This is a genomic window from Caldifarcimen microaerophilum (genome assembly GCF_055387105.1).
The window spans coordinates 1,791,045-1,815,095 of sequence record NZ_AP038914.1; the positions used below are offsets into that span (position 1 = coordinate 1,791,045).

The 24,051-nt window shown below is 60.9% G+C and carries 20 protein-coding genes; 11 read left to right on the plus strand and 9 right to left on the minus strand.

The annotated features are described in order from the left end of the window. Positions 1–9: 9 nt before the first annotated feature. Positions 10–1,338 (minus strand): hypothetical protein, encoded by a 1,329-nt coding sequence (locus AC6HU3_RS08440; protein ID WP_497473331.1) that lies wholly within the window; start codon positions 1,336–1,338, stop codon positions 10–12. A gap of 341 nt (positions 1,339–1,679) precedes the next feature. Between AC6HU3_RS08440 and rplT the strand changes: the two genes are divergently transcribed. Genes rplT through AC6HU3_RS08490 form a run of 10 tightly spaced genes read left to right on the plus strand, consistent with a single transcriptional unit; the run spans position 1,680 to position 14,884 of the window. After that, on the plus strand, positions 1,680–2,036 hold the full coding sequence (rplT, locus tag AC6HU3_RS08445; protein WP_497473332.1) for a 50S ribosomal protein L20: 357 nt from the start codon (positions 1,680–1,682) through the stop codon (positions 2,034–2,036). Positions 2,037–2,052: 16 nt separating this feature from the next. Continuing rightward, positions 2,053–3,036, plus strand: coding sequence for a phenylalanine--tRNA ligase subunit alpha (pheS, locus tag AC6HU3_RS08450; protein WP_497473333.1), 984 nt, complete (start codon positions 2,053–2,055; stop codon positions 3,034–3,036). After that, complete coding sequence (gene pheT, locus AC6HU3_RS08455) at positions 3,033–5,360, plus strand: phenylalanine--tRNA ligase subunit beta (protein ID WP_497473334.1); 2,328 nt, start codon at positions 3,033–3,035, stop codon at positions 5,358–5,360. The genes pheS and pheT overlap by 4 nt, the downstream gene beginning before the upstream one ends. 15 nt (positions 5,361–5,375) lie before the next feature. Beyond that, a complete protein-coding gene (gene rny, locus AC6HU3_RS08460; RefSeq protein ID WP_497473335.1) occupies positions 5,376–6,956 on the plus strand; it encodes a ribonuclease Y in 1,581 nt (526 codons plus the stop codon). Next, positions 6,946–7,767, plus strand: a complete 822-nt coding sequence (locus AC6HU3_RS08465; RefSeq protein WP_497473336.1) for a TIGR00282 family metallophosphoesterase — start codon at positions 6,946–6,948, stop codon at positions 7,765–7,767. Before rny ends, AC6HU3_RS08465 begins: the two co-directional genes overlap by 11 nt. Then, entirely contained in the window at positions 7,754–10,636 is a 2,883-nt protein-coding gene (locus AC6HU3_RS08470) for an HD domain-containing phosphohydrolase (protein ID WP_497473337.1), read from the plus strand. The genes AC6HU3_RS08465 and AC6HU3_RS08470 overlap by 14 nt, the downstream gene beginning before the upstream one ends. Next, positions 10,637–11,536 (plus strand): FecCD family ABC transporter permease, encoded by a 900-nt coding sequence (locus AC6HU3_RS08475; protein ID WP_497473338.1) that lies wholly within the window; start codon positions 10,637–10,639, stop codon positions 11,534–11,536. Continuing rightward, a complete protein-coding gene (locus AC6HU3_RS08480) occupies positions 11,533–12,093 on the plus strand; it encodes an HD domain-containing protein (protein WP_497473339.1) in 561 nt (186 codons plus the stop codon). The genes AC6HU3_RS08475 and AC6HU3_RS08480 overlap by 4 nt, the downstream gene beginning before the upstream one ends. Continuing rightward, a complete protein-coding gene (gene sppA / locus AC6HU3_RS08485) occupies positions 12,090–14,291 on the plus strand; it encodes a signal peptide peptidase SppA (protein ID WP_497473340.1) in 2,202 nt (733 codons plus the stop codon). Before AC6HU3_RS08480 ends, sppA begins: the two co-directional genes overlap by 4 nt. Beyond that, a complete protein-coding gene (locus AC6HU3_RS08490) occupies positions 14,291–14,884 on the plus strand; it encodes a class I SAM-dependent methyltransferase (protein ID WP_497473341.1) in 594 nt (197 codons plus the stop codon). Before sppA ends, AC6HU3_RS08490 begins: the two co-directional genes overlap by 1 nt. Before the next feature lie 57 nt (positions 14,885–14,941). On the opposite strand, the gene AC6HU3_RS08495 is transcribed toward AC6HU3_RS08490, so the two are convergent. The 6 genes from AC6HU3_RS08495 to gmk form a co-directional block, all read right to left on the minus strand. Continuing rightward, positions 14,942–16,093 (minus strand): hypothetical protein, encoded by a 1,152-nt coding sequence (locus AC6HU3_RS08495; protein ID WP_497473342.1) that lies wholly within the window; start codon positions 16,091–16,093, stop codon positions 14,942–14,944. A gap of 91 nt (positions 16,094–16,184) precedes the next feature. Beyond that, positions 16,185–16,709 (minus strand): DUF3592 domain-containing protein, encoded by a 525-nt coding sequence (locus AC6HU3_RS08500; protein ID WP_497473343.1) that lies wholly within the window; start codon positions 16,707–16,709, stop codon positions 16,185–16,187. An 11-nt stretch (positions 16,710–16,720) separates the two neighbouring features. Next, a complete protein-coding gene (locus AC6HU3_RS08505; RefSeq protein WP_497473344.1) occupies positions 16,721–17,461 on the minus strand; it encodes an ABC transporter ATP-binding protein in 741 nt (246 codons plus the stop codon). Further along, on the minus strand, positions 17,458–18,207 hold the full coding sequence (locus AC6HU3_RS08510; protein WP_497473345.1) for an MlaE family ABC transporter permease: 750 nt from the start codon (positions 18,205–18,207) through the stop codon (positions 17,458–17,460). Before AC6HU3_RS08510 ends, AC6HU3_RS08505 begins: the two co-directional genes overlap by 4 nt. Beyond that, entirely contained in the window at positions 18,204–19,556 is a 1,353-nt protein-coding gene (accC, locus tag AC6HU3_RS08515) for an acetyl-CoA carboxylase biotin carboxylase subunit (protein WP_497473346.1), read from the minus strand. The genes AC6HU3_RS08510 and accC overlap by 4 nt, the downstream gene beginning before the upstream one ends. Further along, on the minus strand, positions 19,553–20,191 hold the full coding sequence (gene gmk / locus AC6HU3_RS08520) for a guanylate kinase (protein WP_497473347.1): 639 nt from the start codon (positions 20,189–20,191) through the stop codon (positions 19,553–19,555). Before gmk ends, accC begins: the two co-directional genes overlap by 4 nt. Before the next feature lie 433 nt (positions 20,192–20,624). On the opposite strand from gmk, the gene AC6HU3_RS08525 reads away from it, so the two are divergent. Beyond that, positions 20,625–21,458 carry an IS1595 family transposase gene (locus AC6HU3_RS08525; RefSeq protein WP_497472928.1) on the plus strand — a complete coding sequence of 278 codons (834 nt, stop codon included), beginning with the start codon at positions 20,625–20,627 and terminating at the stop codon, positions 21,456–21,458. A 9-nt stretch (positions 21,459–21,467) separates the two neighbouring features. Here the strand turns inward: AC6HU3_RS08525 and AC6HU3_RS08530 are convergent, their stop codons facing one another. After that, the gene (locus tag AC6HU3_RS08530; RefSeq protein WP_497473348.1) at positions 21,468–22,403 is read right to left on the minus strand and encodes a hypothetical protein; all 936 of its coding nucleotides are present in this window, start codon (positions 22,401–22,403) and stop codon (positions 21,468–21,470) included. Positions 22,404–22,473: 70 nt separating this feature from the next. Continuing rightward, positions 22,474–24,048 carry a sodium:solute symporter family transporter gene (locus tag AC6HU3_RS08535; RefSeq protein ID WP_497473349.1) on the minus strand — a complete coding sequence of 525 codons (1,575 nt, stop codon included), beginning with the start codon at positions 24,046–24,048 and terminating at the stop codon, positions 22,474–22,476. Positions 24,049–24,051 lie beyond the last annotated feature (3 nt).

Consider the following 24,051-nt stretch of genomic DNA (forward strand, 5'->3'; position numbering starts at 1 on the left):
CGGCAACGTTCACCTTCCGACCACAATTTTCACCGTGGTTTCGGGCAGTGTGATCAGATATTCCCCCGGCGGGAGAAAAAGGGTTCGAACGTTTCCCGAAAAAACTTTCCGTCCGGTAAGATCAAAAACCGTCACGGGACGGGAGCGCCGGAAGGCCAACCCTCCCGGAATCAGGCGAAAACCGTGATCGTTTCCAGGTTCGGGACGGGTTTCCTCCACATCGGTGGGGCGATCGAAAATATAGGTGCCATAAAGAATGGAGTTGACCACAAGCTCCGAAAGACCGTCTCCGTCCACGTCTCCTGCAGCAAGGGCACAACCCGAGGTGTTCAGTGTGGTGTCGGACCAGAGAACCTTCCCGGTGGACGATAGCAGGAAAAGCCCTTCGGATACCGTGCAGAACACGCTTTCCAGTCCCGGCGCAGGGGAAAAATCTCCCACAATGGGACCCTGCAAAAGGAATCCTGCTCCACTTGCGGTGGGCAGGGCGGTTTCCCAGATCAGGTATCCCTGAGATGTCAGGGCTCGCGCGATGAATCCACCCACACCGCACACAATTTCCATATTCCCATCGTTGTTGATGTCCGCAAAGGCCTGAAGGTGCCCCATGCACTGAAAATACTGGTTTTCAAGGGTGCCTGTGGCTCCATCCAGGACATATGTCCACTGAATGAACGGCCCACCTGCTGCTCCCGTCGCCAGCACCTCCCGCTCTCCATCCCCAACCAGATCCAGAACGGCAAATGGGCGGGCAATGTTGTCATTGTTTGGATAGGGAACCCTCCACAACGTGTCTCCAGAGGCTGTATACACAATGATGTGCAAGGCTGAACCCCACCCTTCTGCAAGCGCGAACTCTATTGCTCTGTTTCCGTCAAGGTCTCCAAAAGGAATCCAACCAGGTTCGATAAAGGGTTCGCGATACCATACCACGCTGTCCTGACATGTTCCTCCGGAACGGGAAACGCAGGCGAGAATGTAATAAATCCGTGTCGCATGGTCTGAATGAGGAGATTGTCCTCCCACCACAATGCCCGGCGTGCCATTCCCCTCGAGATCCACCACATACATGTGGGTTTTGGGACAGGTGAGACCAGGACTCCGAAAGAATACCGGCAGCTGGATCATCCCGTCCACCGCCTGGCGGGCGGCATCCAGAATCCAGATGCGATGGGAATCCTCCATCGCCACGATCTCCACCACCCCGTCCCCATCCACATCCCCCAGGGCAGGGGTGTTTCTGCAGAAACGTGCCGAATCCGGCAGGGGAAAGCGCCACTCCGCCCTCCGATGGGGAACATCCAGCACCTGAAGTTCCAGGGCCTTTTGCACGACCACTTCATTGATCCCGTCCCCATCCACATCCCCATCACCGGCTGCCCAGCCGCTGCTCCCCCCACCGTATCCATCCAGAAAAGCACCATTTCCGCAAGATCCTCTCCTGTCTGGGTTTGCACTGCACGCCGGGAGAGTGCCCCCTGATCCACCATCCACCACCCCTCCTTCGCCACCTCCACCGGCGGAATCATCTGGGCGATCAGGATCCACATCACCATGGGAACCCCCGTCCAGCACGTCAAACATAGGGGAGAACAGAGGGGATGTCAAGGGAAGACCTTGAAGTTTCTCTGCCCATCGTTTATCATTAGGGGGCGATTCTCAACGGAGAGGAGGTTGCGATGCGCGTCAAAACCGGGTACACTCGCAGACGTCGGCACAAAAAGATCCGCAAGATGGCCCGGGGCTATTTTGGCCAGAAGTCCCGGACTTTCCGGAAGGCCAAGGAAGCCGTGTTGAAATCCCTTCAGTATGCCTATGCCCACCGGAAAGAGAAAAAGCGGAATTTCCGGAGCCTCTGGATCATCCGGATCAATGCGGCAGCCCGTCAGCACGGACTTTCTTACAGCGCCTTCATGGGAGGCCTGCGCAAACTGGGTGTGGAAATCAACCGGAAAATGCTCGCTGACCTTGCGGTCCAGGACCCCGATGCCTTTGGTGAGCTGGCCAGCCGGGTGAAGGAGACCCTGCGGGCATGAAGGTGGCCATGTTCCGATGGAATGGGAAAAACTTCTCCGCGAACTTGAGGCGGAAGAGCGGGATCTGCGCGAAGCCCTGGAAAAGGTCCGGAAACCTGAAGAACTTCAGCAGTTAAAGGCCCGGTTTTTAGGGAAGAAAAGCCTTCTTCAGGAGAGGCTTCGCGCTTTGCGTTCTCTCCCCCCGGAGGTCCGTCCGGAGGCGGGTAAACTCCTGAATGAAAAGAAGCGGCACTTCCAGGCGCTGATTCAGGAAAAACTCCAGGCCCTTCAGGCCTCCCGCCGTCACGAACTGGATCCCACCCTCCCCGGACGCCGTCTCCCCCGGGGAGGCTACCACCCCCTCCATCTTGTCGCGCAGGAGATTCTGGACATCTTTGTTCGGATGGGATTTGAACGGGTGGAAGGGCCCCTGGTGGAGCACGACTGGTACAACTTTGAAGCCCTGAACATCCCCAAACATCACCCCGCCCGGGATATGCAGAGTTCCTTCTTCATCGAAGAGGGCATTCTGCTTCGAACCCACACCTCCTCCGTCCAGATCCGGGTGATGGAGAAGCGCAAACCTCCCCTGCGGGTGGTGAGCCCGGGGCGGGTGTTCCGGGTGGACGAGTTCGACGCTTCCCATGCCCCCGGATTTTTTCAGATGGAAGGGCTGTATGTGGACCGCCATGTCACCTTTGCCAACCTGAAAGGAACCCTGATCACCTTTCTTAAGGCTTTTTTCGGCCCTGAGATCGAAGTGCGGTTTCTCCCTTCCTATTTCCCCTTCACCGAACCCTCGGCGGAGGTGGCGGTGCGGTATCGCGGGGAATGGCTGGAACTCCTGGGATGCGGGATGGTGCACCCCAACGTTCTCCGGGCGGTGGGAATTGATCCTGAGGCCTGGCGGGGATACGCCTTCGGGCTGGGGCTGGATCGGTTTGCCATGATCCGGTTCGGGGTGGATGACATCCGCCGATTCTATCAGAGTGACCTCCGCTTTCTGGAGCAGTTCCAATGAAAGTGCTGTTTCGCTGGCTTGCAGAACATGTTCGTCTTCCTTTTGAACCGGATGAACTCCCGGATCATCTCGCCCGGCTGGGGATTGAAGTGGAAGATGAGAGAGATCTCCGGGAGGGACTTGAGGGGAAGGTGGTGGTGGGAAAGGCCCTCCGCGCCTATCCTCACCCCGATCAACCCCGCCTCCGGGTTCTGGACGTTTCGGTGGGAGAGGACACGCTGACCCTGGTATCCGCCGCGCCCAATGCCGAAGAGGGCAAAACCTTCGCCGTGGCCCTGCCCGGTGCCCGCCTTCCTGGTGGGCAGGTGGTGGAACCCCGTGCCTTCGGGGCGGTGGTCTCCCAGGGGATGATCCTGTCAGAGGCGGAACTGGGGCTGGCGGCCCATTCCGAGGGGCTTCTGGAGCTTCCCGATACCCTGGAGCCCGGGACGTCACCCCTGGCCTATCTCCAGATGGACGACGTGCTGTTGGATCTCTATATCACTCCCAACCGACCGGATCTCATGGGGATCCGGGGTCTTGCCCGGGAACTCGTCCTGGTGGGAGGGGAACTCCTTCCCGTGGATCTTTCCTTTGAGGAGTCCACCGACCGGACGTTCCCGGTGGAGATTGAACGGTTTGAGGATTGCCTCCGGTATCTCGGTCGGGTGGTGGAGAACGTTGCACCGGAGACCTCCCCGGCCTGGATGCGGTATCGCCTGGCCCTGTCGGGTATCCAGCCTCGCAACGTGCTGGTGGATGTGACCAACTATGTGCTTCTGGAGATGGGGCATCCCCTCCACGCCTTTGACCTTTCGCGACTTGAGGAGAAGGTGGTGGTACGCCGCGCCCGTGCGGGGGAGCGGATTGTCACCCTGGATGAGGAAGAGCGGGAGCTGGATGAGGAAACGCTGGTGATCGCGGATCGCCGGCGCCCGGTGGCCCTGGCCGGCGTGATGGGTGGACTGGAGAGTTCGGTCCAGGAAGACACCTCCGCCATCTTTCTGGAAAGCGCCCTGTTCGATCCGCCACGGGTGCGCCATGCGGTTCTCCGGTATCACCTTCACACCGAATCCGCCCACCGGTTTGAGCGCGGATTGTCTTTCCCCTCCGTGGAGGAAGGATCCCGCCGGGCGCTGCATCTCTATCATCGCCTGCTCCCGGGATGCCGGATCGGGCCGGCGGTGGACGTGTTTGAACGAGAGCCGGAACCCCGGAGGATCCTGATTTCCCGGGAGAAGTTTGTTCAGGTTTCGGGGCTCTCGATGGGTGAAGAGGAACTCCGGGAGATTCTCTCCCGGGTGGCGGACCGGGTGGATGACGCGCCAGGGGGGCTCCTGGTCCAGGTGCCTCTCCGGAGGGTGGACCTGTCTCTCCCCGAGGATCTCGTGGAGGAGGTGCTCCGGGTGGTGGGCTATGACCGGGTGCCCGAGGAGATGGAAGTCTGGGGCATGCCCGGCCATCCCCACGAGCGTTTTCCGGAACTTCTCCACGCCATCCTGCACCAGTATGGGTTCACCCAGACCTTCCATCTCGAGTTTGTGGCGCCGGAGGACAACGTGCGGTTCGCCCCTCCCCCCTATGTGACCATCCAGAATCCGCTGGGGCACGCCTTCTCCGAGCTCCGGGCAAGCCTGCTCCCGGGTCTCCTGCGTGGGGTGTCCCACAATCTCCGGCACGGCCAGTCCTGGATTGGATTGTATGAAATCGGCCCCACCTTCCATGCCACCCGTCCGGGGGAACTCCCCCGGGAAGTGTGGCGGCTGGGCGTGGTCCTGTCCGGGCGAGAGGAACGGCGGGTTCACTGGGGAACGTGGAAACCGGATTACACCTTCGTGAAAGGCGTGCTGGATGAAATCCGGGAGCGGTTCCGGCTGGAGGTTTCCTTTGAGGATCCTCCGGCCTTTCTGGAGGCAGGGGCGGGCTTTGTGTGCGGCGGGAAGAGGGGATGGATCGGTATCCTCTCCCGTGAGGTGCTTCGCCCCTACGACATCAAAGTGCCTGTGGTGGCGATGGAGTGGGAACTCCCGGATCTCTCCCGGAGTCTCCGGTTTGTTCCCTATCCCCAGACGCCCATTCTCTATCGGGACCTTTCCCTGCTGGTGGCCCGGGAGGTCCGGTATGTGGATGTCCTGAAGGTTTTTGAAAACCGTCCCCATCTTGTGAAGGTGGACCTGGTGGATGTGTATGAGGGGGATCCCCTCCCTCCCGATCGCCGATCCCTCACCTTCCGGCTGGTGTTCCAGCATCCGGAAGAGACCCTGACGGATCGGGAGGTGGATGAGGTGATGGAATCCCTCATGCGTGACTGTGAGGCACGGGGCTATCAGGTTCGAGGACGATGAGGAAGGAGGCTTTCCATGGGAACCGAGATTTTGACCGCAATTCTTGGCATTTTTCTGGGTATTCTTGCGGGTGGGTTTGCCGTCCGCACCTGGATGGTTCGGCGTTTTCGCGCCGAGTTCTTTCGCCGGCTCGAAGAGGCCCACGGTCGGGCCCAGGATATCATTGAGCGAGCCAAACTCGAGGCGGAAAAGCACCGTCAGCGGATCCAGAGCAAGGCGGAGTCCCAGGCCCGAAAACTCCGGAAGGATCTGGAGCGCCAGAAGCGGGAGTTTGAGCAGGAAGTCCGGAACACCCGGAAAAACCTGGACGAAAAAGAGCGCCAGTTAGAGAAGAAGGCCGAGAGTCTTGCGCGCTGGGAGAGGGAACTCCGGAAAACCGAAAAAGATCTGGAAGAGCGGCAGAAAGCCCTGGAGGCCAAAGAAAACGAACTGGAACGGCGGATCCAGGAAACCACCCGGCGCCTGGAAGAAGTGGCCCGCATGACCCAGGAAGATGCCCGCCGGGAACTTCTGCGCCAGGTGGAAATCCAGGCCCGTCACGAGGCGGCCCAGCTCATCTATAAGATGAGGGAAGAAGCCCGGCAGAAGGCGGAGCGCGAAGCCCGGGAACTCATCGCCATGGCCATTCACCGCTGTGCCGCCGCCCACACCGCAGAAACCACTGTGACCGTCGTACCTATCCCTTCCGACGACATGAAAGGGCGGATCATCGGGCGGGAAGGGCGGAACATCCGGGCCTTTGAAAATGCCACAGGAGTGGAAGTGATCATTGACGATACGCCGGAAGCGGTGACCCTCTCCAGCTATGATCCCGTTCGCCGGGAAATTGCCCGCCTTGCCCTGGAGCGTCTCGTGCAGGATGGCCGGATCCACCCCGGGCGGATTGAGGAGGTGGTGAACAAGGTGAAGGAGGAGTTTGAGGAGCACCTCATGCGGATCGGCGAGGAGACGGTGGCCGAGCTCGGGATTGCGGCCCTTCACCCCGAACTCACGAAATATGTGGGCCGGATGAAATTCCGGACGAGTTTTGGCCAGAACCTGCTGCAGCATTCCATCGAGGTGGCGCGGCTGGCCGGCGTGATGGCGGCGGAACTTGGGTTGAATGTGGAATATGCCAAGCGGGCGGGGCTTCTCCATGACATCGGAAAGGTGGCACCGGATGAACTCGGGGGACCCCATGCCCTGGTGGGAGGCCAGCTTGTGAAACGCTACGGTGAAAACGATATCGTCACCAATGCGGTGGCCGCCCACCATGGAGACGTGCCCATGCAGAGCCCCATCGCCTTTGTGGTGGCGGCGGCGGACGCCATCAGCGGTTCCCGTCCCGGTGCCCGTCGGGAGAGCATAGAGCACTATATCCGCCGGATCGAGAAGCTGGAGGAGATCGCCTATGCCCACAAGGGCGTGGAGCGGGCTTTTGCCATCCATGCCGGACGGGAACTCCGGGTGATGGTCCAGGCGGAGGAGGTGAACGACACAGAGGCCTTTGAACTTGCCCGATCCATTGCCCAGCGTATTGAAGAAGAGATGGAATATCCCGGACAGATCAAGGTGCTGGTGATCCGGGAAACCCGCGCGGTGGAATATGCCCGCTGAGGCCGATACCTTACGTATTCTGTTTCTCGGAGACGTGGTGGGCCGTCCAGGCCGCCATGCGGTTCGGGAGCTTCTTCCCGAACTCCGTGCGCGCTTTACCCCGGATGTGGTGCTGGCCAACGGGGAAAACGCAGCGGGCGGCAAGGGAATCACGGAGAAGTCCTACCGGGCCTTGCTCGAAGCCGGGGTGGACGCCCTGACCATGGGCAACCACACCTTCGACAACCGGGAGATCTTCAAATTTATCGAGCGGGCGGATCGGATGGTGATCCCCGCGAACTGGCCTCCGGGTGTCCCGGGACAGCGTTTGCTTTTCCTGGAGCGAAAGGGGGTCTCGCTTGCCGTCCTCAACCTCCACGGGCGGCTGTTCACCGGCGCGTTCCTGGATTGCCCGTTCCGCACGCTGGAGCGACTTCTCCCGGAGATCCACGCCCGCACCCGGCTGGTGTTCGTGGACTTCCACGCGGAAACCACATCGGAAAAACTCGCCTTTGGATATTTTGCGGCCGAGCGAGGCGTTTCGGCGGTGGTGGGCACCCATACCCATGTTCAGACATCGGATGCCCGGATTCTTGGAGAGGGAACGGCCTATATCACCGATGCGGGCATGTGCGGGGGGCTGGGTGGGGTGATTGGCGTCCGGAGGGAGGTTGCGCTCCAGAATTTCCTGTATAATCTGCGGGGAGGGATGGAGGTGGAGACCCGGGGGAAAGGGGTGGAGGGTGTGGTGGTGGACCTGGATGTGAAAACCGGAAAGGCAAAAGCCATTCAGGCCTTTCGGATGGAGATGGGCAAAGGTGGAACAGACTGAACTCCTCAAAGAGGTGAGTCGGGCCTTTCGTTTGGCCCTGAAGGAGGGGGATTGGGCTCCCGTGCTGGACGTGTTTTCCCGCCATCTGGGACTGGATCTCAGGGTGGTGGATCAGTCGGACGGAGACGGTGTCCTCTTCCCTGTGGAGGATCCCTCCGGTCAGACCCGGGGCTATCTGGAGGCCCGGCCCGGTGAAAAGGCGATGGAAGCGGCCGAATCCCTCCACTTTGCCGCGCAACTTCTGGGCTGGCTGTTCTATACCCGGGAGCAGGAGGAGGTGATCCACACCGCCCAGGACACCTCCCTTTCCTTTCTGACGGGAGAGGGGGAGGACCTTTCCCGGTTTCTGGATCTTCTCCGGGTGCGTCTGGACGTGGATGCGCTGGTTTTGTGTGAGGTGGTGGAGGACCGGGTTCGGGTCCAGGCCTGGACGGGCACCTGGCCTCCCCAGGAAGAGCTGGTGGAGGATGCGGTGCTCCGGGCCCGGGAGGCCCCTGGTGATCTGGTGGAACTCCCCCCCGAGACACTGCTTCTGCGGTTCACCTCTTTCCGGCGGGCCTGGGTTTTCCCCCTGCGGGATCCGGAACAAAACCCTCTTGGAGCCCTGCTTCTTCTCTCCGAACGATCCCTTCCCCTGGCTCATTCTGAACTTCTCGAAGGATGGAAAAACTTTCTTCTTCTCGGGCTGGACCGCAGGCGGTGGGCCCGCATCACCCGGTCCACCCTGGCGAGCGTGGTGCTCTCCATGGTGGCACTGGAGGAGATGCGGGATCCCTACACGCGGGGGCATTCGGAGCGGGTGGCCCGGTATGCCACCGAGATCGCACGGAGACTGGGGTATCCCCCGCAAAAAATCGAAAAGCTCTATTTTGCAGCCCTTCTGCATGACATCGGAAAGGTGGCCATCCCGGATATTCTTCTCCTCAAGCCCACTGCCCTCCAGGAACACGAGATGGAGATCATCCGGTCCCACGTCAACCTGGGCTATGAAATCCTCCGTCACCTCCGAGCTTTCACCGATGTGGCGGAGTGGGTCCGGGCCCACCACGAGCGATGGGACGGCACCGGCTATCCCCGGGGTCTGAAGGGGAAGGAAATCCCCCCGGAGGCCCAGATCCTTGCCCTTGCCGACGTGTTTGATGCCCTGACATCCACCCGGCCCTACCGCCGGGCCTACACCCGCGAAGAAGCCCTCAAAATCCTGCAGGAGGAAGCGGGGAAGGCCTTTGATCCGGAGCTGGTGCCGGTGGCGGTGGAAGTTCTGAAGGCAACGCCTTCCCGTTCCCCGGAAAAGCCCACGCCCCTCCTGTATCTCTATCTGGACCGGGTCCGGAAAGACTCGGCTTTGTCTTTTGCCGAGACCGGTGTTCTCATGAACGCGGTGCTCCGGTTCTGGGGGGAGGAGCCCCTGGAGGAGATCCTCTCGGATGTGCTGGACACCACCATACGGATTTTCCATTTTGACGGGGGATTTTTCCGGGCCGTGGAAAACGATGAGTTTGTGATCCATATTGCACGTGGCATTTCGGAACGTTATGTGCAGGAGCATCTTCGCGTGCCGGTGGCTCCCTTCCAGGGGTGGATTGAGCGGGGCCTTCAGGAAGGGCATCTCTTTTTTGAAAACGTGGGTGAGTCGCCCATCCTGCGGCGGTTTTTCCGGGGGCTGGTGGAGGAGGGGGTGGTCTCTCTCCTGGTCATTCCCCTCTATGCTCGGCACCGGAAAGAACGGATTCACGGATATCTGTCCTTTTTTAACCGGGAAGTCCGGGAAGTTCCCCCGGAGCAGATCAAGCTCCTTTCCCAGATTGGCCGGCATCTGGGGCTTCTCCTGGATTATCGGGAACGGGAGGAGCGGGAGGAACTCTATCAGCGGACTCTCCTGGAAGTTCTGGATATCCTCCGGGCCAGCCGGAACCGGGGCCGGGTGGATCTTGCAGGCCTCGTGCGGTTTCTGGGGGAACGGGCGGGATTGCCCCGCCCACGGATCCGGGCACTGGAGCATCTCCTGGCCTTTGTGGACCTTGAAAATATCCTGGCTCCGGATCTCCTGCGGATCAAGGTCCTCCAGGGTGTGCCCCTTTCGGAGGATGAAAAGGCCTTTCTTTCCCGTCTTCAGGAGGAAGCCCGAAAGGTTGTGGAGCGGCTCCATCTTCCGGAGGACTGGAAGGAAGTGCTGCGATCGGTGTATGATGGGGAACCCCTCACGGTGGAGGCCAAAATTCTGTATCTTCTGCGGGTGTTCCGGCGGGCAGGAGAGCGTGTCGAAGCCGTGGAGCGGGAAGCGGGTGACCGCATTCCCCTGCGGCTCGCTCAGGACTTCAGGGAAGGTCTGGCCCGTTTCACGAAACTGCCGGAGGAGGCCCGGCAGACGGTGTATGAGGACCTGTATGCCTTTCTCCAGGAAATTTCGGTGCTCTATGAAATTGGTGCACACCTGGAGGACATTACGGATGCGGCTTCCTTTGCTGAGAAGGTTCTGGAGAGCGTGGGGCGGGCAACGGGCGCGGACAGCCTGTTCCTTCTGGCCCGCCAGGATGGCGTTTTGAGGGTTCTGGCCGCTTGGGGTTTCCCGAAAGACGTGCTGGGCCAGGAGATCCCCGAAGACCAGGGTCTGGTGGGCCGGGCGGTCCGGACCGGCGAACCCGTTCTGGTGGAGGATACCTCCCGGGACCCGGAATACATCCCTCCGGCCGGGAGGCCCATGGGATCGGCCCTGATGGTCCCCCTCCTCCTCCGGGATGAACTCGTGGGGGTGCTGGCGGCCGAGAACCAGGATCCCCGCTCCTTCACGCCTCAGCACGTCCGGTTTCTCCGGATGCTCTCCCGGTATATCGCTCCTGTGGTATATCTTCTGATCCAGAAGGCCTGAATGACCCGCCTGCTCCTTACGGGCGTGGTGTTGCTGTCTCTCCTGGAGTTGCTGGTCCCTTCACCCTCTCGGGACATCCTTTTTCTCCTGCGCCTGCCCCGGGTGCTGAACGCCCTGTGGGTGGGGGTCCTCCTCGGGGCCTCCGGGGCGGTGTTCCAGAGCACCCTCCGAAATCCTCTGGCCGAACCGTACACCCTGGGGTTTTCCGCATCCACGGCCATGGGGGTGCTGGTGAGTATGGCGCTGGGGGCACCGCTTCCGATGAGTGTCCTGGTGGGGGTCCTTTCGGGCATCGGGGGCATGTTCGTCCTTCTCCGCCTTGCCCGATCGTCCCTGGAACTCATCCTGGCCGGTGTGGCCCTGAACTTTTTCGCGGGAGCCCTCCTGGTGGTGCTCCAGAGTCTGGTGGAACCCTTTCGGGTGTATGCCATGGTCCGCTGGAGCATGGGGAGTCTTTCCACCGTGGGATGGGCCTTGCCCCTGGGGGCCCTTGTTCTCACCCTGATCTGGTGGGCCTGGGTGTACCGATCCCGGTTTGTCCTCATGCTTGCATCCCTTGGGGAGGAATCCGCGCAGGCGCTGGGCCTGGACTGGGTATCCTGGATGCGCCGGATGGTGATGGTCACGGGGGTACTCCTTGCCCTTTCTGTGGCCCGGGTGGGGCCCATTGGCTTCGTGGGGCTTGTGACCCCCCATCTGGTCCGCCTGGCCGGGACCCGGGATGCGGGAAGCCTCCTCATCCGTTCAGGTTTGCTCGGAGGCTTGATGCTTCTCGTTGCGGATTTTCTGGCCCATCTGGGACCCCGGGAGATTCCCGTCGGAGCCCTCACGGCCCTGATGGGAACGCCGGTCTTTGTCATGCTTTTGATCCGGTATGCCCGAACGGGAGGTGGCTCATGACCCGGGAAGAAGCCCGAAAACTTCTGGACGAATGGGTGGAGAGCGACACCCTCAAACGCCATATGCGGGCGGTGGCGGTGTGCATGGAAGCCTATGCCCGAAAATTCGGCGAAGATCCGGAGCTCTGGTATGTCACCGGTCTGCTCCACGATCTGGATTACGAAAAATACCCCGAGGAACATCCGGACCGGGCGGTTTCGTTTCTGAAGGGACGACTTCCGGATGAGGCGGTGGAGGCCATTTGGGCTCATGCCAGGCCAGACCGACCCAAAAACACCCTGCTGGCCCGCACCCTGGTGGCCGTGGATGAACTGACGGGCTTTCTCATTGCGGTGGCCCTGGTTCAGCCGGGCAAATCCTTTCAGGAGATCACGAAGTGGAAGTCCATCCGCAAGAAGTGGAAGGACAGGGCCTTTGCCCGGGGCGTGGACCGGGAGGAGGTGGAGCATGCGGTGGAGGCCCTGGGTGTGGATTTTCAGGAACACGTGCTCTTCATGCTGGAGACCCTCAAAGCCCGGGAAGATGAGGTGTGGAACGAGACAAGGAGGGGAGCATGATTCTGATCCTGCTTGCGGTGTGGTACACCCAATCCGGTGTGGCTCTGGGACAGTGGGGCCTGGGGGGGGCTCTGAATCCCGCGGCCTATGGAACGGGGAAAACCCAGGTCACCCTGGGATTTCAGGGGAGCCGGATCTGGACGGATCTCTCCCTCTGGGGCCAGGGGGTGGGGCTTTCCTATGACACCCTGACCCGCAAGATATCCTGGTGGCTTCCCACCGCGTTTGGACGGGAGGATGCAGCGGTGGGCTACCGCTACCTCCACACGCTCTACGGCTCTCAGCACGAGCTGGGCGTGCTTCTCAGGCCCCGGGGGTGGCTTTCCCTGGGAGGGGTGGCCGAATACGCCCGGGGAGGACTGGACAGCCTGAAAGCCGGGCTCGGTCTTCGCCCTTTCTCCTGGCTGGTCGCCTTCGGCGATGTGATCCATGCCTACGGTTCGGACACGCTGGGATACCGGTTCGGCCTGAGCCTTCGCCCCGTGGAGGGGTTGTGGATTGGCGGGGTATCGGATGGGGAAAACCTCCGAGGAGGTCTGGCCCTGAGTCTGGGATCGGTGGTGGTTCAGGCGGTGGGGGATCGGGATTCCCTGAACGTCGGGGTTTCCTTCTTGATGCCGGGTGCACCGCCCGTCTATACCCCCGCCCGCCCGGTGGTCTGGACGGTGGAAAGGGGGGTCGGCGAAATTCCGGAAAAGCCCCTGTTCGGTTCCCGGCGGCCGTCATTTGCCGAAGTGGTTCAGCGTCTGGAGGCCCTGGGAGAAGACCCCCATACCCCTGCCCTGCTCGTGAAACTCCGGAATTTCCCCTGGGGATACGCCCAGACGGAGGAACTCCGGGAGGCCCTTCTCCGACTCCGGGCCCAGGGAAAAAGGGTCTGGGTGTATGCGGAAAACGTGGGGGTGCGGGAGCTGTTCTTTGCCTCCGCCGCCGACCAGGTCTTCCTGAATCCGGAAGGGATGGTGATCGCACCGGGCATCTATGCCCAGCGTTTCTATCTCAAAGGCATGCTGGACAAACTGAACATCCAGGTGGAGGCGGACCGGATCGGCAAATACAAATCGGCGGTGGAGCTCCTCACCCGGACCTCCATGTCGCCTGAAGACAGCCTCCAGCATGCGGAGTTTCTGGAAGACGTGTGGGGAACGGTGGTGGAAGCGGTGGCCGAGGGCCGGAACCAGGACCCGGATGAACTGGGCACCCTGCTTCTGGAGCGGGGCGTGTTCACCGCCCAGGAAGCCCTGGCGGCGGGACTGGTGGACGGGGTGCGGTATGAGGACCAGGTGGACTCCCTCTTCCGGAAAACGTTTGGAAACATCCGGCCCCTCACCTTTGAACCCCGAACCCAGCCGGACCGGTGGCGGGATGACCGGCCGGTGGTGGCGGTGGTGGTGGCCCAGGGGGACATCGTGGTGGGCCGGAGCGCGCCGCCTTCTCCCCTCCCCCTTCCCTTTTTCTCTTCTCGAACCGTGGGGTCCTGGTCACAGAAAGCCCTGTGGGAAAAACTCCGGAAAGATCGCCGGGTGAAGGCGGTGGTGTTCCGAATTGACTCCCCGGGCGGTTCATCCCAGGCAAGCGAGGACATCTGGCGGGAAGTGAGTCGCACGGCAAAGGAAAAACCCGTGGTGGTGAGCATGGGGAACATCGCGGCTTCCGGTGGATACTACATCGCGATGGGGGGCCAGAAGGTGTTTGCGGACGCCACCACCCTCACGGGCTCCATCGGGATTCTGTGGGTCAAACCCGTGGTGGCCGGGTTTTTTGAAAAGATCGGCATCACCCGGGATGCGGTGCGGATCGGGGAGCACGCTGATGCCCTCTCCCCCTTCCGGGGCTACACGGAGGAGGAACGGGCGGCCCTCCACAAAATCCTGGAAGAGGGATACCGGACCTTTCTGCGACGGGTGGCTGACAACCGGCACATGTCGGAAGAAGCGGTCCACACCCTGGCGCAGGGACGGATCTGGAGCGGCAAAAGCGCGAAGGAGGTGGGCCTGGTGGATCGGCTAGGCGGCGTGATGGATGCCATACGGGAAGCCGCACACCTTGCGGGACTTTCCCGTTATCGTGTGGAGGTCTTCCCCGTGGAACGGTCGTCTCTTCTCCCCGGGAGCGGGATGAGTGCCCTGTCCTCCCGGTGGGAACTGTTTGCAGAACCCTATCTCTTTCGAACCACGGTGGAAGGGATCCGTCCCTGATGGACTATTACGGATTTCCCGTTCTCCGGGAGCTCGCTTTTGTCCTTCCGCCCCTTCTGTTTTTCCGGGAAGCCGCCCTCCGGGTGATGGAGGAGCGGCTTCCCCCCGCCCCCCGGACGGTTCTGGATGTGGGGTGTGGCACGGGGTTCACCACCCGTCGACTGGCCCGTCGGTTCCCCCGGGCCTCCGTGCTGGGCGTGGACCTTTCCCCATCCATGATCCGGCTGGCCCGAACCGCTTCACGGTTTCCCAACGTGCGTTTTGAGGTGGGGGATGTCCGGACGATGGAGGGGACGTTTGATCTGGTGGTGGCCTTCTATGTGTGGATGCTGCTTCCCGGAGGGGATCTCTCGCCTCTTGCCCGCCTGCTTGCCCCCGGAGGGCAGGCCTTTCTGGTGCTCACCTCCCCCACGCTTTTTACCCGCCTTCACCGGTCCTTCTATCGCCTCACGGGAGGGGGGGAGATCCTGCTTCACGCTCCGGACTGGTGGGTGAGACGGGCAAAGGAGAAAGGCTTTCAGCCATCGGTGGTGCCCATCCATTCTCTGGAGGGGAGTTTTCTGCTGCGACTGCGGGGTCTTCCGGAAGGCTGAGCAACAAAAAGGGGGAGGCCGAAGCCTCCCCCTCTCCATACCGAAGTGCCTTCCCCGTCAGAAGCTCACGTGGACGGAGAGGGTGTTCACGAAGGGCGACATGTTCCCGAAAAGGAAGTAGGGGCCGTTGTAGAGAATGTGGGGCGCGATGGTCGCGTCGAACCGGACGTTCCGCACCGCATAGGACAGGCCCAGCACATAGGAGATGGGGAACTGGGAGATGAACGTGCCTTTCAGATCGGGGGTGTTGTTATTGTTGTTGTCGGGCTGCTCGGTGGAGGCGAAGGTCAGGAGGTTCTTCACGAAGGCCACCCGGCCGGTGAGGGCGCCGGTGAGGCGACCTTCCACGCCCACAATCCCGTCCAGGTTAAGGATGGAGCACTTGTTAGCAGCAGGGTCAAAGGCGATGCAGGCGGTGTGGGCGGTGTAGGACCCGAAGCCCAGGCCAAAGCCTCCCACGAACAGGATGTTCTCAGCCGGCATCGTGTTCAGGCCTCCAAGAAACCCAAAGGTCATGGCCTTCTGGTTGTCCACGTCGGTCTTGGTTCCGTTGTTGTCCTGGGTGTAGCTCTGGTCGGTCATGCCGAAGTTCAGGGCGAAGATCATCCGGGAAGCCTCGGAGCGCTCCATGAAATAACGGAAGTTGGCCGCGATCTGGGGCTTGGAGGAGGAAACCTCCTGATAGTTGTTGCCAGCGTCCACCCGGTCTTTATACATGGGGAAGGCGATGTTCAGGGCAGCGTCAAAGGCCGAACCGGAGGCACCCAGGGTGAGGCCGAAGGCATAGAGGTTTGTGGTGGCCGTGTTGGCGGGGTTGGCGTCGTCCTCGGTCTTGGTGCTGGAAAGGCCCAGATCCAGGGCATAGCCAAACTTCGTGTCGCCGCCGAAGGCACCGGCATACCGGAACCCGTAAGCGGTGGTGCCCATGAAGTCCAGCACCGGGAAGTTGGCGTAAAGACCATAGGCGTAGCCCTCTTTCGCCTTGAAGAGCTTGGCATAGCCGGTGGGCGCACCGCTCGTGAGATCCCCGAGGGTGCGGAGTTCCAGCACGCCGATCTGGCCGAACTGGAAGAGGAGCGAGGGGTAGCGCTCCACGAGCGCATCGTCATCAAACAACAGATCCACCTGGCCTCCCAGGCCGGCGATCCGGCTTTCCGTCGCCATGAGGGGCGCGACGAGGATCAGACCTGCAAGCAGTGCCTTGCGCATATGCGTCCTCCTGTTTGGGTTACCTGCGCAACCGGCTATCATTATACGTCCTGGCAAAGGGATTTTCAATTTTTCTGCAAACCGGAGCGGTTCAGAACCGCCAGCGTCCGAAGGAATAGGGGAAGAGCCGGGAAGAAACCCAGGTGATCACGGCGAAAATGGGTGCCATAAGAACGAAGAAAAGGCCCAGGGATCGCCAGACCGGCGCGGGCACAGCGAAGGGATCATGGGGAACCAGTACAGAACGTTGAGGATGGTTGGGGTCAAAATACACCCGCACGAGCTGACCGGCCCGATAGCGGTTTCGGGCCTCCAGGGGGGCGGTGTGGGAGAGGGGACTGTAGCGGTCAGACGTGTAGGTTTTCCCCCAGACCCGATAGGTGTAGGTGATCCGGACGCTTCCACGGGAGGAACGTCGTCCGACAGGATCCCGAACCTCCACCTTCACCACCCGGCCGGTGGTGGTTCGCCAGGATTTGACCCGCTGAAGGCTCCAGGATTCATACCAGCCATACGCCATCCATCCCAGTCCCAGGAGCACGAAAAGGACGGTGAGGCGCAGGATTGCCTCGAGAGGCGGTGCATCCCTCACGGGATCCCACGGTTTCCACAGCATGGCTCCACCCCTCAGACGGTGCGCTCGAAAAGCCCCGCGGCTTTCAGAAAGGCCCGGAAAGCCGGATGGGTTTCCGAAAACGCCTGGTCCACCGGGATGTCCACCGCAATTTCCCCTTCCTCCAGGAGGATGATCCGGTCGGCCACCCGCAGCGCACTCACCAGATCATGGGTCACCATCACGCCGGTCACATCGAGCTGCTCTTTGAGATAGAGCATCAGATCGTTGATCCGGTCGGCGGTGACGGGGTCCAGGCCGGAGGTGGGTTCGTCGTAGATGAGATAGTCCGGACGTCCCACGATGGCACGGGCGATGCCAGCCCGTTTGCGCATTCCCCCGGACATCTCTGCGGGATACAGGTCTTCCGTTCCGGACAGCTCCACCATCTCCAGAGCCCACCGGATGGCTTCGTCCATCGCCTGGCGGTCCCAGCCCCGTTCACGAAGAGGAAGGGCCAGGTTTTCATACACGGTCAGGGAATCGAACAGGGCCGCTCCCTGAAACACATAGCCGAATTTCCGGCGAAGGGCGTTGAGGACCTTCCGGGGAGCACGGGTGACATCCACATCCTCCACCATCACCCGACCCCGGTCCGGTTTGAGAAGCCCCAGGATATGCTTGATGGTCACGGTTTTGCCCGTGCCGCTTTTGCCCAGGATGGCCACCATCTCCCCCGGGTGGATGGTGAAGGAGATCCCCCGCAGGACCACCCGGTCCTCAAAAGATTTCCACACGTTGTCAAACCGGATCATCCGTAGATCAGGGTGCCCAGGATATAATCTGCCGCCAGAATCAGCACGGAGGAGCTCACCACGGCTTCGGTGGTGGCCCGGCCCACACCCGTGGCTCCTCCTTCGGCATAGTAGCCGTGGAAGGAACCCATCAGGGCGATGATCCCTCCGAACACCACGCTTTTCAGGAGGCCGCCCCACAGATCCACCGGTGCGAAGAACATCCGGATGCCGGAGAAATAAAGGGACATGGGCACAAACAGCAGGTATTTGCTCACCACCGCGGCGGCCATGATGGCAGAAAACTCCGCAAACACGGTGAGGAGGGGAAGGGAGACCACCCCGGCCATCAGGCGGGGAAGGACGAGATACCGCACCGGATTGATCCCCATCACGGTCAGGGCATCAATCTGCTCGGTCACCCGCATGCTTCCAATCTCCGCGGCAATCCCTGCCCCGCTTCGCCCCGCCACCACCAGGGCGGTGATCACCGGACCCAGCTCGATGAGAACCGCTTTCGCAATCCCCACACCGAGATACTCCAGGGGCACAAAATCCTTCACCTGATAGGCGGTCTGGACGGCGGACACCATCCCGATAAAGAGGGATGTCAGGATCACCACGGGCAGGGAATTGACCCCGATTTTCTCCATTTCCTGGATGGCCAGGCGGGGGGTTTTGTGGATTTCGGGCAGGGCAAGGAGGGCCTCATAAAACAGGTGGGTGAGCTGGCCCAGTTTGACGATCCAGGGGGTGAGGAGGTTCATGGTCCGGAGAGGATTTCGTCCAGGAAATGGGTGTGGATGGCCCCGCTCTGGAACCCCGGGTGCTCCATGATCTTGCGGTGGATGGCCGCAGTGGTGGGAAATCCGATGAGATACCATTCATCCAGCGCCCGGATCATCCGGCGGATGGCTTCTTCCCGGGTTTCTCCCCAGGCGATCACCTTGGCGATGAGGGAATCATAAAAAGCCGGAACGGTGTAGCCGGCGTAGATGTGGGTGTCCACCCGGATGCCGGGTCCCCCCGGAAGGTGGAGGGCTTCGATTTTCCCGGGGGTGGGGGAAAAGTCCTGAAAGGGGTCTTCGGCGTTGATCCGGATCTCAATGGCATGGCCCCGGAAGGTGAGATCCTCCTGGCGGAAGGGAAGGGCCTCCCCCCGGGCGATGCGGATCTGCCATTTGAGAAGATCCAGCCCCGTGATCATCTCGGTGACGGGGTGCTCCACCTGGATCCGGGTGTTCATCTCGATGAAATAGAACTTCCGGGTTTTGTCGTCAAACAGGAATTCCACGGTGCCGGCGGAGTCATACTGGATGGCCCGGGCGGCCTTCACGGCGGCCTCGCCCATGGCTTCCCGGAGTTCAGGGGTGAGGGCGGGGGAGGGCGCTTCCTCCACCAGCTTCTGGTGCCGCCGCTGGATGGAGCATTCCCGTTCGAACAGGTGGATCACGTTGCCGTGCCGGTCGCCCAGGACCTGGATTTCGATGTGACGGGGACGGTCAATGTATTTCTCCACATACAGCCGGCTGTCCCCGAAGGCGGACTGGGCTTCCGATCGGGCCATATCATAAGCTTTGGGGAGTTCGGCCGGTGTGTCCACCCGTCGCATGCCCCGGCCGCCTCCCCCTGCGGCGGCTTTGAGCAGGATAGGATAGCCGATCTCCCGTGCCAGGGCCGCCACTTCGTCAAGGGAGTCCAGGGCGTCCAGGGAGCCGGGAACCACGGGGACCCCCACCTCCTGCATGCGTTTTTTGGCGGCGATCTTGTCCCCCATCAGGGCGATGGCCTCCGGATGGGGGCCGATGAAGGTCAGGTTGTGGTCCCGGGCGATGGTGGCGAAATCGGGGTTTTCAGCCAGAAAACCGTAGCCAGGATGAATGGCCTGGGCACCGCTCACCAGCGCGGCGCTGATCAGGTTGGGGATGTTGAGGTAACTCTGGGTTGCCGGAGGTGGCCCGATGCAGATGGCGTAGTCCGCAAGCTGGACGTGAAGGCTGTCCCGATCCGCCTCGGAATACACGGCCACCGCCTCAAGACCCAGTTCCTTGAGGGCGCGGATCACCCGGACGGCGATCTCTCCACGGTTGGCGACCAGCACCCTCCGAAAGTTCATGGCATCGCCTCCGTGGGAATCACGGTGGTGGGGTCCCGGAGCAGGAGGGAGGCCTGATGACGGGCGGCGTGGATGATGCTCACCAGCGCTTCCACCGCGTGTTTCAGATCGTCGTTCAGAATCCAGTAGGTGTATTCCCGGGCGTGGGAGAGTTCGTCCAGCGCCCGGTCCAGGCGGGTCTGGAGTTTTCCGGGCTCCACCCCCCGCTGAATCAGGCGCTCCCGCAGAGTCTGGAGGCTTGGGGGAAACACGAAGATGCTCACCACCTGCCGGGGAAACAGGGCTTCCAGCTTGCGCTTGCCCACCACGTCCAGGTCCAGGATCACGTCCTGACCCTGTTCAAAGGCCCTCCGCACCGGGTCGGCCGGGGTTCCGTAATATTCGCCGTAAATCTCCGCCCATTCCAGCAGGGCGTTGTCCCGGATCCAGGCTTCAAAGGTTTCCCGGGGCACGAAGTGATAATCCACCCCGTCCACCTCCCAGGACCGCCGGGCCCGGGTGGTGGCGGACACGGAATAGAAGAGGTCCGGAACCCGGTCGCGGGCTTCCCGGCACAGGGTGGTCTTCCCCGCACCGGACGGCGCGGAAACCACAAACAGAAGCCGTTCGCGAAAGGTCTTCCAGGGGTCCATCATGCCGTGATGATACACTCTGGAGAATGAACCGTCTTCCCTGCGCAGGGTCGGGTGAAAAGCGGGTCTCTGTTGTCGGCGATCGACTCTTTGCCATAGGCCATGTTTGAGTGATGCGTCCGAAGTTCTGAGATGCCCCCCTCCCCCAGCCCCTTCCGCCAGGGTTGGGGACCCCGGGTAATGCTCCCCGAAATCTGTACAGTGGAAATGTGAGGGAGGGCAGGGGTGAGGGAACGCGAAGGATGCTGTACGGTAAAGGAACAAACAAGGAGGTGAACCATGGCACGGCGTTCGAAATTCACACCGGCTCAAGCAACACCCCACGGGATTTTCGAAGAAAATCCCGTGGGGACCCCGAAACAAACGAGAAAAAGAAAAGGTGATTGATTAAACGGGTCCATTAGTGTATACTAAAAGGCAACAGAAGAGGGAAACGATGGACCTGGTTCAATTAAGCAAGATTGCATCGGACGAAAAGAAGGCGGAAGCGTTTTTACGGGAGAAAGGAATTCTCAAGACGTTTCGCACGTGTCCGTACTGCGGGAGCGACAAGGTGAAGCGTGCGCGGAGGAAATCGTATAAGTGCTATGGATGTAAGCGGGAATGGGGGGTGAGGAAGGGGAGTGTGCTGGAGCGATCCGGTGTGAAATATGGCCAGTTTTTGCTGGCGTTGAAAATGTTTGAGCTGGAGATTCCTGTCTTGCGTGCGTCGAAAGAGTTGGGGCTTGCGTACAACACGGTGAGGCGTTTGTACATGCTTTTTCGCAAGAAGATTGTGGAAGAGGCGACGAAAGACGATCTTTTGTGGGGGGAGATTGAGATGGATGAGAGTTACTTTGGAGGTCGGAGGAAGGGCAAGAGAGGGAGGGGGGCGGAAGGGAAGATTCCGGTGTTTGGGATTCTGGAGCGTGGTGGGAAGGTGAAAGTGGAGGTGGTGAAGGATGTGAAGGCAGAAACGTTGTTAAGGGAGGCGATTCGGAAGGTGAAAAGGGGAAGTCTGGTGTACACGGATCAGTTCAAAGGCTATGACAGCCTGGTGATGTACGGATTTCGTCATGAGCGAATCGACCATGGGAAGCGTTTTAAGAACGGGAAGGTGTATATCAACGGGATTGAGGGTTTCTGGAGTTATGCGAAGGAACGGCTGATGCAGTTTCATGGGTTATCATCTCGGTGGTTTCCGTATTATTTGAAAGAACTGGAGTATCGATACAATCATCGTGATGAGGATCTTTATGAGTTATTTCTGGAGCTCCTGAGGGTGGAATAGATTGATGAATCACCAAAAGAAAAGACTCCCCCACTTGTCCAGGTTATACGGGAAAAACACCGATTTCGGGATGTCCACCTCATAAATCTTCCCCTCCCCGCGCTCCCAGACCAGGAGCCTCCCTCCTATTGTGGCCCCAAAATAACTCGTCATCGCCACACGATCTCGATCCCAGGGATTCACAGCAGGGAAAACAAACCCCTCCCAGCACCCCCAGCTGGACCACGCTGTGTCCCGCTCCACCATATAACTCCCGTAAGCTGAACCCTGCCAGTCCCCTTTCATCAACGGTGGCTTTCCCATCCATCCCCCTCCCGAAAGGTCCCACACCCACACACCTTCCATGCTCCCATCCTGACAGGGCATGAGTTCATAATCACTGTATCGCCCATACACATACAACCTCTTCCCGTCTTCCGAAAATTGAGGGTCCAGCATGTGGGAACAGAGAGAGGGAAGGGTGTCTTCTCTTCCGGTTTGAAGGTCCACCAGGACGACTTTGAGGGACTCGGTTCTCCAGTAATCTCCCCACATTTCCAGCCGTCCAAGGGTTACCGCAAGCCACCGCTCGTCGGGAGAAATGTCGAAAAGATTGACGTACACTCTTCCTGAATCGGGCAGCGTAACGGGATAAACCCGCTCTTCCTGCGTGATCGTGTCTCCTGACACAGTGTACCGGTAAATGGCCCCTCCATACCCCGCCTCCGGGAAAGGCTCCCCCACATCGCTTAGCAAAACATACAAATGGGGTGGACGCCACACCGGTCGATCACACCTTCCAAAGTCCGGTGGAACCCATGGAGGCAAAAGACTGTCAACAAGCCCACACCTGTAAGCCACTCGTTTCACACCCGGAAGTTCGGTGATGATCTCCTCTTCGGTGGGCTTCCGGCAGAGGCTTCCAGAGAAAAGGAGAAAGAGCGCAATCCCCACCCTTCTCATCATGTCACCATGCCCCCCGATGCCTCGAAACTGCACCCCCGATGCTGCTGAAGAAAGCGTTTTCCGGTGGCTGTCAGCCGGCCAGGACGCGTTCGGTGAGGAAGGACACAAGGAGGATCAGGCCAAACATCCCGAGAAGGAGCAGCGCACTTCCCCGGCGGGCGCGAAGTTCGGCGAGGATGGCGCCCGGTCCGGTGGTGAAGCCTTCCTGAACCACGCCATCGTCCAGAAACCGCCCTGCAAGCATCCCTGCCCCCACACACGCCGCAAACCCCGTCAGGTTCCACCACAGCCAGGACACGCCCGGTGCCGTGGAGGAGATCAGGAAATTCAGGCCCACACCGGCAAGAAGTCCAACAACGGCGCCCCGTTCCCCGGTGCGGGTGACAAGTCCAAGGAAAAACACCCCGAACACCGGTCCATAAAAGAGCGAACCCAGCCGGTTGATGATCTCAATCACCGTTTCTCCCGTGGAGAGAAGAGAAAGGGCAAATCCCGTGGCGAAAAGGCCCCAGAAAACCGTAAAAATCCGGGACAGCACGAGCTCCGTTCGGGGGGAGAGGGACGGAAAACGGGGGAGGCGCTTGAGCACATCCTCCAGGGTGGCGGCAGACAGGGCGTTCATCGCGCTGTCAATGCTGGACATCGTGGCGGCGAACACACCCGCCAGAAAGAGCCCACGCAGCCCCACGGGAAAGTGCTCCCGGACGAAAAAGGGGACAAGGTCGTCCGGTCGGGAAAGCATCTCCACCACCGAAGGGTGAGCGTGGAGATACCCCGCAAGGAGAATTCCCACCAGGCTGTAGGTGAACACCAGGGGGAACCGGAGCAGACCGTTCAGCAGAAGGGCCTGCTGGGCTTCCCGGGCAGAGGAGGTGGTGAGGAGCCGCTGGGCCTCGCTCTGGTCGGTTCCGTAATAGGACAGATACAGGAAAAAGCCGCCGAGCAGCATGGGCCAGAGGCCATACGTGTCGCCCGAAAAACCCCAGTGTTCAGGGAAGAACACCCGGAACCGTTCCGGATCGCGGGGAAGGGTGCCGCCGGTGTCCACCCAGAGAAGTCCCACCATCAGGAGGGCGGTGAAGAAGAGCACGCCGAGCTGCAGGATGTCGGAATAGATGTCGGCCGCGATGCCGCCCAGGGTGGTGTAGAGGATGGTCACGAGAGCCACCAGAAGGAGGGTGTCCTGCACAGGCCAGGACAGAAGTCCGGCCAGCACCACGCCGGTGGTGAAGAGGATCACGCCGGAAGCCAGACCCCGGGACAGAAGAAACACCCCGCTCACAAGGGTGCGTAGAACGGGACCGAATCGCCCTTCCAGATAGTGATAGATGGTCACGGCACCGGTGCGGTGAAACACGGGGATGAGGGTAACCATGAGGGCGATCATGGCGAGGGGCACGGCAAATTCGTATTGCCACCACCGCAACCCCCCGCCGGACTTCAGGGCAATGAAGGCCGGAGCCCCCACCAGACTCACCGCACTCACCTGGGTGGCCACGAGGGACAGGGCCACGGGAAGACTCCCCATCCGGCGACCTGCCAGAAAGTAGTCCTGGGTGTTCTTCTGGCGCCGGGCAAGGAACGCCCCCATCCCCACCATCCCCGCAAGATAGAGCGCCACCACGCCCCAGTCCAGAAGGGTCATGGC

Bases quoted from the DNA above. Each gene is read 5' to 3' on its own strand.
- AC6HU3_RS08495 (WP_497473342.1), bottom strand. From the start codon at position 16,093: ATGCGCAAGGCACTGCTTGCAGGTCTGATCCTCGTCGCGCCCCTCATG.
- sppA (WP_497473340.1), top strand. From the start codon at position 12,090: ATGATTCTGATCCTGCTTGCGGTGTGGTACACCCAATCCGGTGTGGCT.
- AC6HU3_RS08530 (WP_497473348.1), bottom strand. From the start codon at position 22,403: ATGATGAGAAGGGTGGGGATTGCGCTCTTTCTCCTTTTCTCTGGAAGC.
- pheS (WP_497473333.1), top strand. From the start codon at position 2,053: ATGGAATGGGAAAAACTTCTCCGCGAACTTGAGGCGGAAGAGCGGGAT.
- accC (WP_497473346.1), bottom strand. From the start codon at position 19,556: ATGAACTTTCGGAGGGTGCTGGTCGCCAACCGTGGAGAGATCGCCGTC.
- AC6HU3_RS08525 (WP_497472928.1), top strand. From the start codon at position 20,625: ATGGACCTGGTTCAATTAAGCAAGATTGCATCGGACGAAAAGAAGGCG.
- AC6HU3_RS08490 (WP_497473341.1), top strand. From the start codon at position 14,291: ATGGACTATTACGGATTTCCCGTTCTCCGGGAGCTCGCTTTTGTCCTT.
- rny (WP_497473335.1), top strand. From the start codon at position 5,376: ATGGGAACCGAGATTTTGACCGCAATTCTTGGCATTTTTCTGGGTATT.
- AC6HU3_RS08505 (WP_497473344.1), bottom strand. From the start codon at position 17,461: ATGATCCGGTTTGACAACGTGTGGAAATCTTTTGAGGACCGGGTGGTC.
- gmk (WP_497473347.1), bottom strand. From the start codon at position 20,191: ATGATGGACCCCTGGAAGACCTTTCGCGAACGGCTTCTGTTTGTGGTT.
- pheT (WP_497473334.1), top strand. From the start codon at position 3,033: ATGAAAGTGCTGTTTCGCTGGCTTGCAGAACATGTTCGTCTTCCTTTT.
- AC6HU3_RS08475 (WP_497473338.1), top strand. From the start codon at position 10,637: ATGACCCGCCTGCTCCTTACGGGCGTGGTGTTGCTGTCTCTCCTGGAG.
- AC6HU3_RS08535 (WP_497473349.1), bottom strand. From the start codon at position 24,048: ATGACCCTTCTGGACTGGGGCGTGGTGGCGCTCTATCTTGCGGGGATG.
- AC6HU3_RS08500 (WP_497473343.1), bottom strand. From the start codon at position 16,709: ATGCTGTGGAAACCGTGGGATCCCGTGAGGGATGCACCGCCTCTCGAG.
- rplT (WP_497473332.1), top strand. From the start codon at position 1,680: ATGCGCGTCAAAACCGGGTACACTCGCAGACGTCGGCACAAAAAGATC.
- AC6HU3_RS08465 (WP_497473336.1), top strand. From the start codon at position 6,946: ATGCCCGCTGAGGCCGATACCTTACGTATTCTGTTTCTCGGAGACGTG.
- AC6HU3_RS08510 (WP_497473345.1), bottom strand. From the start codon at position 18,207: ATGAACCTCCTCACCCCCTGGATCGTCAAACTGGGCCAGCTCACCCAC.
- AC6HU3_RS08480 (WP_497473339.1), top strand. From the start codon at position 11,533: ATGACCCGGGAAGAAGCCCGAAAACTTCTGGACGAATGGGTGGAGAGC.